Origin of the sequence: Pseudarthrobacter sp. fls2-241-R2A-168 (assembly GCF_030209335.1) — a bacterium.
GTDB lineage: Bacteria > Actinomycetota > Actinomycetes > Actinomycetales > Micrococcaceae > Arthrobacter.
The window spans coordinates 1-12,617 of the sequence record NZ_JARVSG010000059.1 but is presented as its reverse complement, the minus strand read 5'-3'; the positions used below and the strand labels follow the sequence as shown (position 1 = coordinate 12,617).

Below are 12,617 nucleotides of genomic sequence, written 5' to 3'. Positions count from 1 at the left end.
GTTAGACGATGTCCTGGCTCTTGGCGAACCGGGTGATGGCGCGCTGGGTGCCGCGGTTGGCCAGGACCTGGATGATGGTGCTCACCGAGGCCGAGATCAGCGCGAACGTCAGCGCGGACTGCAGGCTGGTGGGGATGTCCTCGTCCTTGCCGGTGGGCGGCTTCCGGCCGGTGGACTTTTCCCAGATCGTATTGACCAGCTTGGTCCCGACAAAGCCGGCGCCAAGGCTTATACCTGTACCGAGCAACTTGATGAAGAGGTTCATTCTTTGTACTCCTTGCGGGCGGAAAACGGGCTGTACCCAGCCTAACCGCCCATTCTGCGGCTGTGGCACAGCAACGGCGGCGGGGTTCGAGTGCGTCAGGTGGCGGGTGGTTCCGTCCGGAACTTGATCATTTTGTGGGTTCCATCGCAGTATGGCTTGATCGCCGAGGCGCCGCACCGGCACAGTGCCACGGTCTGGCGCTGCCGGGGGACCGGAGTACCGGACGGCGTCACGATGTCGAAGTCGCCCCGGACAATCAACGGGCCGTCGGGGCACACCACGATCGAGCTTTCGGCGGGTTCCTGGTTCATGGCTGCTCCTTGGGTACGTTGGCGGGCTTCAAATGGTGGGCGTTCCCGAGCTTGCCGTGGTGCCGGCGCCGAAGTTCGGCTTCCGAGTGGGCTGCTGTCTTGAGCCGCGCCCCGGCGTACGGCACACCGCCGGCGAGCCTGAACCCAAGGGCCATCCAGATGCAGGCGGCCCGTTCCAGGATCCACAGCGGGGCGAACAATGTGGCCCGGAAGGGGAAAACCGCCCTGCCCGAATGCCGCCGTCGTCCTATCTCGGCGATGAGGACCGGGGCGGCGGCCAGTGCCAGGAGGACGGCCCGACGGCGGCCGGCGGGAAGGCGGGCAGCGCAGACGATCACCGGGAGCAGGGCAAGTTCGACGGCGAGGCGCCGCGGCTGGGCGAAGTCGTCGTAGGCCTGGCGTGTGCGCTGCTTGAGGAAGTGCCGGAACTTCGGCGGCCTGCGGGCCACCATCAGATCAGGGACAATCCTTTCCCGGCCGCCTGCGGCTTTGACGGTGCGGATCAGCTCAAGGTTCTCGAAGAGCACCGGATCGTACCCGCCGGTAGCCAGCAGCGCGCTCCTGCGAACCGCCAGCGTGCCGGGGTAGTCCGCCGACCATGCCCGGTTGATCAGGGTCCGCGCCGTATCCCACCACGCATGCCAGGGCAACGGGTCAAAGTAATTTTGCGGACGCACAATGTCCGCCGAGCTGAGGTGATGGACGACGGCGGTGAGCGACTCGCGCGTGTAGCGGACGTCGTCGTCGGCTATCACCAGCAGTTCCGCCGCGGAGGCTCGCACGCCGGTCATAACGCCGGCCACCTTGCCGTTACCGGCCGTGCTGTTACCGCTATCGCCGGCGCCGGCGCCGGCGGGTTCAGGACGGATATGGCGAACTCCGGGCGGAAAGGCGGCCCGGTGCCGCTCGAACAGGCCAGGGGCGGAGCCGTCCACCACAATGACCGGGATCCACCGAAGAAGCCGCTCGAGGTAGGCCGCCAGGTCCTGCAGCTCCGAATCCCGCGCCGACCCGGCAGTCCAGCGCAGGGGCAGGATGTACTCCGCGGACGGGCCAACGGGCGGGGTGCTCATGCTGCCGCCGGTACGGCCGCCCTCAGCGAGCTCACTCCATTTTCCCAGCTGGCCAGGAGATGCGTGGAAATCCTGCCGTCGATGGCCATGGCCGCCGTAGCCCCGAACAGGACGTCCGCGAGCAGCCCGGGCTCAGCTTCCACCAGGCCGCCTGCGAGGTCGCGCCCGGCGATCTGCTCATGGACGGCGTCGGCTTCCACATGCTCATCGAAGTAGCGGGTCACGTCAGCGTCGAAGCCGTGCCGCCTGAAGCCGTTGCCGTACAGCCGGTTCGGTTGGGAGGAGGTCATTTCATAGAGGGCCAGGTGCCCGGTGATGGCCCCGCGCAGCCGGCGGTTCAACCCGAAGAGAGACATCATGTTGACCGCCGCGAGGGAGACGGCGGGAACGGCGTCGACGTAGGCGCCGTACTGGTCATCCATGGCCAACCCCCGCATGGTGCGGGCGAACAGCGCGCTGTGCATCCGTTCGGGGCGTCCGCCGCCGTACTCGTCGGCCTGGATTTCCACGAGGGCAGCCTTGGGCCTGCCGGTGAGGCGGGGGATGGCCCAGGTGTGCGGGTCGGCTTCCTTGAGCTGGTAGATGGACTTGTGGATCAGGAACTCCTGGAGCTGGTCCAGCGTCGCCTTTTTGGCCACGAAGCGGGAGACACTGGGGCCGGTGTCGCTGGCAGCGAGGCCAAACAGGATGTCCGCCACGGCGTCGCTGGTGAGCTCCGCGGCGGGCGGCACGTTGATCTCTCCGGCGGCGGAGGCGGCGGCAGCCCGGAGCGCCGCTTCGAACGGGCGCTCCATCAAGCGGCGCAGATGGATCAGCCCGGGTTCCCACTCCCACTCGTCACTGACCCCTTCCAGCCCCGAATAGTGCAGCTCGTAAAGGCAGAAGAGGGCCAGTTGGACGTCGTCGTCGCCAATGATGTCTTTGGAGGCCTTGGGCCTGGCCAGCAGGCGCAGGTCCTCCACGGCGGCGGCACCCTCGTCACTGCCGGGCGTGCAGGTGAGGGCACGAAAGAGGGTGCTGGTGATCGGACCTCGAGGTTCCGGGATCTTCATGGTGCTCCTTTGGGCGTGCGGCGCTGCTGCGTCGTCGACAGCGGGTTTCGGTGGGCGTTAGGTCTGGTTGTGCTCGTCCGGGTTCCGGGCCGGGCGGTCCATGCCCTGGCTGCCGGGAAAGGACTTATCGCCGGGAACGGTCTTTGGCGACAGCAGGACGGCAAGGGCGATCATGGCCAGGCCCAAGGCCAGGTGCAGCCAGTTGTCCGCATTGTTTTCGGGAAGGAAGTTTGCCGGCAGGTCATCGCCCATCAGCAGGCCGTACAGCCAGAGGAAGAGGTAGGCGACGCCCCCGTAAATGAGGAAGTTCCGTCCCTGCCGGTGCGTTCTGGCCATCACCAGCCCCGCAATAGCTGTCGCTAAATGGACGGCATTGTGCAGCACCGACACTCGGAAAACGCCGAACAGCTCTGCTTTAGAGCCGGGTCCGGCGAAGCCCAAGGAATCGAAATTATCGGTAATGCCAGGAATGAATCCCAACATCCCCAGCAGCAGGAAGACGATGCTCGTGGCAAGGGTGGCCTTCTGCAGGCCCGTCCTCGCGTCGGTGCCGCGGGTGCTGACCGCCATATGCTGTACTCCTCAAAAGCCGGGAACAACATAGTAAGCATGATTACTAATAAATGCTAAGCACGCTTCCTACCCGGAGTTCACTCCTCCGGGTTGTTCCAGGCGTAGGGGTTGGCGTGGTGCCCGCCGTGGCGGCCCTGCTCATACCCCTGTTGCCAGGCCTTCCCGACGGCGGCCACAAGTTCTGCGAGCAGGGGATAGTAGGGATGGTCCGGGCCAATGTAGATCATCTCGTCCTCGGCTTTGTCCACCGCCGCCCGCACCTGGTTCTCCCCCAACGGACTGCTCACGATGCCCCTCCCCGTCGCCGGAACTTTGCAGCTTCGAACGCTGCGTCAGTGAGCACCCATCGAACCAAGGACTTCGCGCAGGGCCTGCACCACCAGGTTGTGGTCCTGCACCTGGGGCAGCCCCGAAACGGTCACGGTTGCCACGGCGCCCACATCTGCGACGTAGACCGGAAAGGAGCCCCCGTGGGCCGCATACCGGCTTTGGTCGAACCAGGCGTGGTCCTCGATCCTGCCGCCGCCGAGCCGTCCGCGCAGCCCCACCAGCAGGGACGGCACCTCATACCGTGCGGCGGTGCGCTTTTTGGTCCGGATCCAGAACTCGTTGTCCGGAGTGGCGCCCGGCAGGGCCACATGGAAGAGGACCTGGTCGCCCTTGGTGATGTCGATGGCGATGGGGAGCTGGTCCTCCTTGCCCAGTTCCACCAGCAGGAGCCCCAGGTTCAGGGCGTCGTCCATCGAAAACCGGGGGAACTGGAGCTCGCGGATTTCGCCCTCTATCCGCGCGATGAGGGCCTGCAGGGAGCCCTCAGGCTGGGTGTCATCGGAATCGGGATCGAACTCAGTCATATCCGGCGCATTGGCAGTCATGGCCCACAATCTACCCCTCCTCCGGTGTAAACTGGACCACGCCCAGCAGGGCTATTTATCTACCCACAGAATCAATTAACGACAGGGGAGCGCCGCCGTCGGGCATCACTGGCCATGCCAGGATCCGCAGGTGGGCGCTGAGAGTGCGGACAGCCGCAGACCCTCGAACCTGATCCGGTTAGTACCGGCGCAAGGGAGTCGAGTTCTCGAAGTCCGGCAACGGCAGTCAGTGCCTTTGCCGCACTTTCCCCTCCTGTTCCTCAGGAGGATCACATGGCAACAACAGCAGTAAAGAAGACCACCAGTAGGTCCTGGCGCGTCGTGGACATTGTGGTGGCGGCCCTGATCGCCGTCGCCGGCGGCGTCATCTTCTGGGCCTGGTCCCAGGGGGCTGCCGCAGTCTCGGCCCCCATGAACGCCGTCTATCCGCCCCTGACCGGCCTGATCGCCGGCGGCTGGATGATTCCGGCCGTGCTGGGCATGCTCATCATCCGCAAGCCGGGCGCCGCGCTGTTCTGCGAAACCGTGGCCGCCACCGGCGAGCTGCTGATGGGGTCGCAGTACGGTGCCTCCGTGCTGTTCTCCGGCTTTGTCCAGGGCTTGGGCGCAGAGATCATCTTCGCCATCTTCGTGTACAGGAAGTTCAACCTGCCGGTGTCGCTGCTGGCCGGTGCCGGGGCGGGCCTGTTCTGCGGCCTTAACGACTCTTTCGCCCCGTGGGGCTGGAACATCGCGTACTCGGGCGGGGACAAGCTGGCGTACATCATCTTCACGGCAGTCTCGGGTGCCATCATTGCCGGGGCACTGTCCTGGATCGCCACCCGCGGGCTGGCGAAGACCGGAGTCCTGGGCTCGTTTGCCTCGCGGAAGGCAGCAACGGAGCCAGTCTTCTCCTGATGACCGCTCCATCCCATTCCGGGGCGCCGGCTGCGGTGCGTCCGGCAGCCATCAGCGCCCGCGGTTGGGGCTGGCGGCATGCCGGACGGGCCAAACCCGCGGTCCGTGCCCTTGATCTGGACATCCAGCCGGGGGAGCGTGTGCTGCTCCTCGGCCCTTCCGGGGCGGGCAAGTCCACCCTCCTCCATGCCCTGGCGGGGGTCCTGGGCGATGTTAACGACGACGGCGACGCCGGCGAATCCGACGAGTCCGGTTCGCTGCTGGTTGACAGTGCCTCCCCGCGGGAGCAGCGAGGCCGCGCCGGCCTGATGCAGCAGGATCCGGAGACGCAGGTGGTCCTGTCCCGGGTGGGTGACGACGTCGCCTTCGGCGCAGAGAACCTTGCGGTGCCCCGCGATGAAATCTGGACGCGCGTGCACGAGGCGCTCGACGACGTCGGCCTGTCCCACCTGCCGCTGGACCACCCGACGTCGGCCCTGTCCGGCGGGCAGAAGCAGCGGCTGGCGCTCGCCGGCATCCTTGCCATGCGGCCCGGGCTGATCCTCCTCGACGAGCCGACAGCCAACCTGGACCCTGCCGGGGTGCTGGAGGTCCGCGATGCCGTGGCGCGCTGCCTGGACAAAACCGGGGCAACCCTGGTGGTGGTGGAGCACCGGGTGTCCGTGTGGAAGGACCTGGTGGACCGGATCGTGGTGCTGCAGCCGGGTTCGTCCACGGAGTCCGCAGTGCTTTTGGACGGTCCGCCGGACCAGGTGCTCAGCGAGGCCAGGAGCATGCTCATTGCGGCCGGTGTCTGGGTGCCGGGCTACGTTCCGGAAACCAGGCAGCGCGCGGAGGGCCCGGTGCCCGGGACCGGCGACCTTCTCCTCGCCGCCGAGGAACTGGCGGTTTCGCGGGCACGGGCCCGCCGCAAGGGGTTCCGGAAGCTGCCGCCGGTGCCCGTGCAGCAGGGCATCTCCGCCCAGGTCCGCGCCGGGCAGGCGCTGGCCATCACCGGGCCCAACGGCGCGGGAAAGTCGACGTTCGCACTGACCCTTGCCGGGCTGTTGGAGCCAGTTGCCGGCAAGGTCTCGGCCACCCTGGCGCTCAGCCGGGGTGCGGGAATTGATCCTTACCGGTGGAAGGCGGAGCAGCTGATCGAGCGCGTGGGGACCGTTTTCCAGGAGCCTGAGCACCAGTTCGTCACAGGGAAAGTGCTGGACGAACTTCTGTTTGGTCCGCGGCATCTTGGCCACGGGGCGGAGCGGGTGGACGAGCTGCTGGAGCGGTTGCGGCTGACGGAGCTCGTTGACGCCAACCCCTATACGCTGTCCGGCGGGGAAAAGCGGCGGCTTTCCGTGGCAACGGTCCTGGCCGCGCATCCCCAGGTCCTGGTCCTGGACGAACCCACGTTCGGCCAGGATGCCAACACCTGGGCCGAGCTGGCCTCGTTCCTGTCCGAACTCCTCGACGCCGGCACCGCGGTGGTCTCGGTGACCCATGATGCCGAGTTCACGGCGGCCCTGGGCGGGACTGAACTGCGCATGGCCGCAGCGCCGGCGGTGGCATCATGAGGCAGGAACTGAACCTGCAGGCAAACCATGCTCTGCTGGCCCGCGCCAACCCGCTAAGCAAGTTCGCTGCTGTGTTTCTGGTGACCGCGGTCCTGGCGCTCTCCATCGACTGGGTATCCGCCTCGGTGGCGCTCGTCTTTGAGCTCCTGTTGTTTCCACTGGCCGGCCTCACCCTCGCGCTGTTGTGGCAGCGGGGCTGGCCGCTGATCATCGCCGCAGCCGTGGGCGGCTGGAGCACCTCCATCCTGGCGCCGGACAGCGGAAAGACGCTGATCGACGTCGGCCTCTGGACCATGAGTGAAGGATCGCTGGAACTCGGAGCCGGTTTTATGCTGCGCGGGCTGGCAATTGCGCTGCCGGCGGTACTGCTGATGAGCTGTACAGACCCCACTGACCTGGCCGACGCGCTGGCGCAAAAGGCACGGCTCCCGCACCGGTTCGTGCTGGGGACGCTGGCAGCCATGCGGCTGGTGGGGCTGCTGGCTGAAGAGTGGCAGACCATCGGCATGGCCCGCCGTGCGCGCGGAGTAGGCTCACGGGGCAACGCGCTGCGGCGGGTGAAGGCCACGCTGGGGCAGAGCTTCGGACTACTGGTCCAGGCGATCCGGCGAGCGTCACGCCTCGCGGTGACCATGGAGGCGCGCGGCTTCGGTGGCGGAACCCGGACGTGGGCGCGCGAGTCTACCTACAGCTGGTTGGATGCGTGGGTGCTGGGCGGCGGCGTGCTCGTGGCCGGTACAGCGTTTGCAATGGCCCTCTGGGCGGGAACGTGGAATATGGTCTGGCTGGAAAGTTGAGGCGGGATCTGGCCTGACTTTTGGGTGTCCGTGGTCCTGTACAGCAGGTGCGGGGCTTTGGGGCAGCGGGCAGCTTTGGGGCGGAAGTCAGAAGCAGGAATAGTCGTAGTCGAATCCGCCCGAAACAAACTGGGTAAGCGTGACACGTCCGCCTGCCGTCAGCGGCGGGTTGGAACAGTTGCCCTTCGCACCCGTCACGGAGCGTGCCCCCGCCAGCCAGCTGGGCAGCGAATACAGGCTGCTTGAGCTGCCGACGTTTCCCACAATCTGGCTCCATTGGGAGCCTGTCGAATAAATCCCCACACCCTTGACGTTGATGCTCCGGAAGAAGTCCGTCATGCCCTCCAGGACTGCCCGGTTGGCGTCCTTGTCTGAGGTGGACCAGCTGTTTCCGGTCTCCACGTCCAGCCACCAGACGTAGCTCGCGGGGTTGCTGATGCCCCGGATGTAGGCGTCGTCCCAGGCCTTGGCGTAGCCGTACATATAGGCGCAGGCTTTGCCGTAGTCCTTCGGCTTGCAGGGCCCGTAGGGGTTACGGACGGGAGTGCCGGAGGGATACTCGTCACTGCTGGGCCACCACGAGCCGGCCCTGCCCGGGTTGGCGGTGTTGACGTACAGGGAAACCTTCGGCTGGGCGGTGCCGCCGGACGATGTTGCGGCCCATTTTAGTTGTTCCGCCAAGCAAGGGTTGGTGGTGTTCGCAAGACCATTGTTGAGGCCCACGATCCCGAACGCCTGGCCCTTGGGAAGGGCCGTGCCGCACTGGGGCCAGGAAACGTCATTGCCAAGGAGTGTCGAGGTTCCCGCGCCGGGAGATGGCGCAGCCGACGCCGGCCAGGCAGGGATCAGGAGCATGGCCAGCAAAAAAGCTGCCCATGCGGTCACCGCTCTCGTACGTGGTAGTGTCCGTGGCATGGCCACCTCCATGGGTGCTGAGGGGAGAGATCTTCCCAGTGTCCTCGTTGAGGCGAACAGGGTCAAGAATCTACCCCAGCGGATTTCTATCGCATGTAGCGGGTAAACGTTCTCCCAAACTGGCAGTATGGGCAATATTCCGGCCTCGCTAACTCATTTATGATATATTTTCTTCATGACGCAGGAGACCACGGAACACGTTGCCGCCATGCTTCGGGACGCCCGGAGCGAAAAAGGATGGACCCAGGGCCAGTTGGCTTCGGAGCTCGGCACCAGCCAGAGCGCCATCGCCAGGATGGAGCAGGGTAAGCAAAACCTGAGCCTGAAAATGATCCAGCGCCTCGAAACCATTTTTGGCAGAAGCATCGTCAACGTGGGAAAACCGCAGATGACGCACCTTCGGGTGGAAGGCGGACGGACCCTGTCCGGTGCTGTGGACGTCAACAGCAGCAAGAATGCCGGAGTGGCGTTGCTGTGTGCCAGCCTGATCAACAGGGGCACGACAATACTCCGACGCCTTGCCCGCATTGAAGAGGTCAACCGCATTGTAGAGGTGCTCACCAGCATCGGCGTGGAATGCACCTGGCTTAACGACACGGACCTTCAGCTCCGCCGCCCGGACATCTTGGACCTGGACGCCATGGACGTTGAGGCCGCCCGCCGCACCCGAAGCGTCATCATGTTGCTGGGACCCCTGTTGGATGAGTCCTCCGTGTACCGGCTTCCGTATGCGGGCGGTTGCGACCTTGGCACCCGCACCGTGGAGCCGCACATGCAGGCGCTGCGCCAGTTCGGCCTCAGCGTGGAAGCCACCCAGGGTTTTTACACCGTGCAGGCCCCGTCTGCCGATACCCGGGACCGTTCTTTCGTGCTGACCGAGCGCGGCGATACCGTCACCGAGAACGCCATCATGGCAGCGGCGCACCGGGAGGGGACAACGGTGATCCGCAACGCCAGCCCCAACTACATGGTGCAGGACCTGTGCTTCTACCTGCAGATGCTTGGTGTCAGCATCGACGGCGTCGGCACCACCACGTTGAAGATCACAGGCCGTCCCATGATCAATGCGGACATCGAATACTTCCCGTCCGAGGACCCCATCGAGGCCATGAGCCTCATTACCGCCGGTATCGTCACCAATTCCGAGGTGACCATCCGCCGCGTGCCCATTGAGTTCATGGAGATTGAACTGGCCACACTGGAGCAGATGGGCCAGCGGCTGGAGATATCCGAGGAGTACATGGCCCGCAACGGCCGGACCCGGCTGGTGGATGTGACCACCAAACCGTCCGAGCTGCACGCTCCCGAGGACAAGATCCATCCCATGCCGTTCCCGGGCCTGAACATCGACAACCTGCCGTTCTTTGCTGTGATTGCCGCAAATGCGAATGGGCAGACCATGATCCACGACTGGGTCTACGAAAACCGGGCCATCTATCTCACGGAGCTGAACCGGTTGGGGGCGCAGGTGCAACTGCTGGATCCGCACCGGATCTACATCAACGGGCCCACCAGGTGGCGTGCGGCAGAGGTTGGCTGCCCGCCGGCGCTCCGTCCGGCGGCCTGCCTGCTGCTGGCCATGCTGGCCGCAAGGGGCGTGTCCGAGCTGCGGAACATCTACGTCATCGAGCGCGGTTACGAGGACCTGGCAGAGCGGCTCAACACCATCGGGGCCAAGGTGGAGTACTTCCAGGACTGACCATTCACGCTTCGTCATGAAGTGTTGAGGGCCTTCAATATGCCCTGCTCTGTCGCAGAATGTGAGTATGCGTACATTCGGCGTCGAGGAAGAACTCCTGATCGTTGATCCGGAGAGCGGTGAACCGTTGGCCTTGGCTGATGCACTGCTGTCCGGGCGCCGGATGGCAGCTGATGACGCTCCGGATGATCCCCATGTTCCGGACACCCAGGGCGGCCACGTTCTTAATGCCGGCGACGGGATGGGCCTGAGTGCCGAACTCAAGCTGGAGCAGATAGAGACCCAGACAAGGCCATGCCTGGAATACGTAGAGCTTCTGGAACAGATCCGGGCCGGCCGGGCGCTTGCGGACAAGGCCGCCAAGAAGAACAATGCACGCGTGGCCGCCCTGGCCACCTCGCCGCTTGGGCTGTCCAGCCACACCACTCCTGATCCCCGCTATGCCAAGATGCTGGAACGGTTTGGCCTGACCGCCCAGGAGCAACTGACGTGCGGCTTCCACGTACACACCTACATCGAGTCGCACGATGAGGGCGTGGCAGTGCTGGACAGGATCCGCGACAAGCTGGCTGTGCTCACTGCCCTCAGCGCCAATTCACCCTTTTGGAACGGTCTGCAGACCGGCTTCGAGAGCTACCGCACGCAGGCGTGGAACCGCTGGCCCACCGCCGGGCCGTCCGGAATCTACGGGAACTACTCGGCCTACCGCCGCGTGGTTTCCCGTCTCCTGGATACAGGCGTGATGCTGGATGAAGGGATGCTGTACTTCGACGCCCGCCTGTCCCGGAACCATCCAACCGTTGAGGTGCGGGTAGCGGACGTCTGCCTTCGGGCCGAGGACGCCGCGCTGATCGCCGTCCTGGTGCGGGCGCTTGTTGAGACTGCCAGCCGGGAGTGGCACGACGGCGTGGATCCCGCCCCGGTGCCCACAGTAATTTTGCGCATGGCGTCCTGGCAGGCAAGCAGTGAAGGGCTGGGCGGAGAACTGCTGGACTTTGGGACTTTTCGGCCGGCGCGTGCCACCGATGTGGTGCGCTCCCTGGTGGATTATCTGGCCCCCGTATTGCAGGAGCAAGGTGAACTTGCCTTGGCCCGGCAAGGAGTTGAGGATATTATTTCGCGCGGAACCGGGGCAGTTGAACAGCGGCGGGTCCGGGACAGTACTTTGGCAGCCTCAGCACCCGGCGATCTTGGTTTCGGCGCTGTGGTCAGGCACGCGGTGGAGGTTACTATGCGTGGCTCCCTGAATCTTTCCACGGTGGATGATGCACCGGAACTGCTGCGCGTCAGGCAGTCCTAGTGGCAGTCCTTATGGCAGGCCTTATGGCAGAGCGTATGGCAGGCCTCGGCAGTCCTAACGAGAGGCCTCAGGGGACCGAAGAGGATTCGCTGAGCCAGCGGTGCCAGTCCGGAAAAGGATCTTTGGGCAGTTTCGGCGTGTGGGCGTAGAAGTCGGCCCAGATGGGATCGTCCGGCGCGTAGTCGTGGGGATCTTGAAGGTTGTCATCGACTGGCTCTTCAAAGGGCGGGTAAAAGTCCGGGAAGTCCACGCGCCCGGGTGGTTCCGTTGCATCCGTCAAGAGCCTGGGTGTTTCCGGCGCACGCGTCGGGAGTCCTGCTGTGTCGATTGCGCGGGTTAGGAGTCCGGGTGGCCATTGGGGCGGTTCGTGGTCGGGTTGTTCGGCTTTGTAGTGGCGGCCGGTGGGTGAGGTCCAGCCGGGTGGTTCGGTTGTGCTGGCTGGGGTGGGTTCCCAGCCACTGTTGTGTTTGAGGCGGTGGTGTTTCGGGCAGAGCTGGGCCAGGTTGCTGATCCCGGTATGTCCGCCGTGTTGCCAGGCTTGAAGGTGGTCGGTGTCGTTGTCGAGGGATGGGTTGTTGCAGCCGGGGAAGGTGCATTTGCCGTCCCGGATTTGCAGTGCTTTTTTCATGGCTTTGGTCAGCCGGTAGCTGGTGCGGCCGATTTCCAGTGGCGCCCCGTCCCGTGGGTCGACGAGGACCCGGTAGAACGAGGTGGCACCGTTGGCGAGGAGTGTGCGGGCCATCGATGCGGGGATGGGGCCGTAGCCGTCCAGGTTTGCCGGTTCGTCTGTGATGTCGAAGAGGGCGAGTACCGGGACGGTGACCAGGACGTCCGCCTTGGGTACCGGGACGTTGCCGAGGTCCGCGTACCCGTTGCCGCCGTTGGCCTCGTCCTCTGTGGCGCCGGGGGCCTCATGGTCGGCGGTGCTCTCGTACCCGTTGCCGCCGTTGGACTCGTCCTCGGCGGTGCCGGCGGCGGTGTCGTTGATGTCGGCCGGCGCGAGCGAGGCCAGCCCGATCGTGTCCTGGTCGCCGTCTTCGGTGGTTACCGGATTGCCTTCACCCGGGTTGCCTTGTCCCTCGTTTCCTTCGCCTTTGTTGCCCTGACCCGTGATGCCTTGACCGGGGTGGCGTTCCCTCGTGTTTCCTTCGCCTGTATTGCCTTGACGTAGGTTGCCTTGACCTGTGCTGGTTCCGTTGGTGTTGGGTGCGTTGGTGTGGGTGAGGGCGGGGCCGGCGCGGAGGAGGAGGTCGGCGGCGATGTCGGGGCGGAGTTGGGTGATGGTGCGGGGTTCGTTGGGGCCTTGG

The 12,617-nt window shown here is 65.2% G+C and carries 14 protein-coding genes and 1 riboswitch; of the genes, 5 read left to right on the top strand and 9 right to left on the bottom strand.

Annotation, left to right across the window (positions count from 1 at the left end):
• Position 1: 1 nt before the first annotated feature.
• The 7 genes from QRN11_RS22065 to QRN11_RS22035 all read right to left on the bottom strand — a co-directional run bounded on the left by QRN11_RS22065 (position 2) and on the right by QRN11_RS22035 (position 4,149).
• Positions 2-265, bottom strand: a complete 264-nt coding sequence (locus QRN11_RS22065; RefSeq protein ID WP_091421849.1) for a DUF4235 domain-containing protein — start codon at positions 263-265, stop codon at positions 2-4.
• A gap of 95 nt (positions 266-360) precedes the next feature.
• A complete protein-coding gene (locus QRN11_RS22060; protein WP_091421851.1) occupies positions 361-576 on the bottom strand; it encodes a CDGSH iron-sulfur domain-containing protein in 216 nt (71 codons plus the stop codon).
• On the bottom strand, positions 573-1,649 hold the full coding sequence (locus tag QRN11_RS22055; protein WP_285314504.1) for a glycosyltransferase family 2 protein: 1,077 nt from the start codon (positions 1,647-1,649) through the stop codon (positions 573-575). The genes QRN11_RS22060 and QRN11_RS22055 overlap by 4 nt, the downstream gene beginning before the upstream one ends.
• Entirely contained in the window at positions 1,646-2,701 is a 1,056-nt protein-coding gene (locus tag QRN11_RS22050) for an iron-containing redox enzyme family protein (RefSeq protein WP_285314503.1), read from the bottom strand. Before QRN11_RS22050 ends, QRN11_RS22055 begins: the two co-directional genes overlap by 4 nt.
• Before the next feature lie 57 nt (positions 2,702-2,758).
• Positions 2,759-3,271 (bottom strand): DUF4383 domain-containing protein, encoded by a 513-nt coding sequence (locus QRN11_RS22045; RefSeq protein WP_142062467.1) that lies wholly within the window; start codon positions 3,269-3,271, stop codon positions 2,759-2,761.
• Positions 3,272-3,351: 80 nt separating this feature from the next.
• Positions 3,352-3,561, bottom strand: coding sequence for a hypothetical protein (locus tag QRN11_RS22040; protein ID WP_139205009.1), 210 nt, complete (start codon positions 3,559-3,561; stop codon positions 3,352-3,354).
• Between the two features lie 45 nt (positions 3,562-3,606).
• Positions 3,607-4,149: a heme-degrading domain-containing protein gene (locus QRN11_RS22035; RefSeq protein WP_285314502.1), complete on the bottom strand. Its 543-nt coding sequence runs from the start codon at positions 4,147-4,149 to the stop codon at positions 3,607-3,609.
• Positions 4,150-4,222: 73 nt separating this feature from the next.
• Positions 4,223-4,363: riboswitch (TPP riboswitch) on the top strand.
• A 59-nt stretch (positions 4,364-4,422) separates the two neighbouring features.
• On the opposite strand from QRN11_RS22035, the gene QRN11_RS22030 reads away from it, so the two are divergent.
• From QRN11_RS22030 to QRN11_RS22020, 3 genes are read left to right on the top strand one after another with little or no spacing between them, the layout of a single operon-like run.
• Positions 4,423-5,046, top strand: coding sequence for an ECF transporter S component (locus QRN11_RS22030; protein ID WP_091421866.1), 624 nt, complete (start codon positions 4,423-4,425; stop codon positions 5,044-5,046).
• The gene (locus QRN11_RS22025) at positions 5,046-6,599 is read left to right on the top strand and encodes an ABC transporter ATP-binding protein (protein WP_285314501.1); all 1,554 of its coding nucleotides are present in this window, start codon (positions 5,046-5,048) and stop codon (positions 6,597-6,599) included. Before QRN11_RS22030 ends, QRN11_RS22025 begins: the two co-directional genes overlap by 1 nt.
• Positions 6,596-7,396 (top strand): energy-coupling factor transporter transmembrane component T family protein, encoded by an 801-nt coding sequence (locus QRN11_RS22020; protein ID WP_285314500.1) that lies wholly within the window; start codon positions 6,596-6,598, stop codon positions 7,394-7,396. The genes QRN11_RS22025 and QRN11_RS22020 overlap by 4 nt, the downstream gene beginning before the upstream one ends.
• 87 nt (positions 7,397-7,483) lie before the next feature.
• Here QRN11_RS22020 and QRN11_RS22015 read toward each other — a convergent pair whose 3' ends face one another.
• Positions 7,484-8,311 carry a glycoside hydrolase family 25 domain-containing protein gene (locus QRN11_RS22015; protein ID WP_285314499.1) on the bottom strand — a complete coding sequence of 276 codons (828 nt, stop codon included), beginning with the start codon at positions 8,309-8,311 and terminating at the stop codon, positions 7,484-7,486.
• A gap of 175 nt (positions 8,312-8,486) precedes the next feature.
• Between QRN11_RS22015 and QRN11_RS22010 the strand changes: the two genes are divergently transcribed.
• Together QRN11_RS22010 and QRN11_RS22005 are read left to right on the top strand one after the other, a co-directional pair.
• Entirely contained in the window at positions 8,487-10,010 is a 1,524-nt protein-coding gene (locus tag QRN11_RS22010; protein WP_091421873.1) for a UDP-N-acetylglucosamine 1-carboxyvinyltransferase, read from the top strand.
• Between the two features lie 67 nt (positions 10,011-10,077).
• Positions 10,078-11,310, top strand: coding sequence for a glutamate--cysteine ligase 2 (locus tag QRN11_RS22005; protein ID WP_285314498.1), 1,233 nt, complete (start codon positions 10,078-10,080; stop codon positions 11,308-11,310).
• A gap of 67 nt (positions 11,311-11,377) precedes the next feature.
• Here QRN11_RS22005 and QRN11_RS22000 read toward each other — a convergent pair.
• The coding region (locus QRN11_RS22000; protein ID WP_350224020.1) for an HNH endonuclease at positions 11,378-12,617 on the bottom strand (1,240 nt) is incomplete at its 5' end.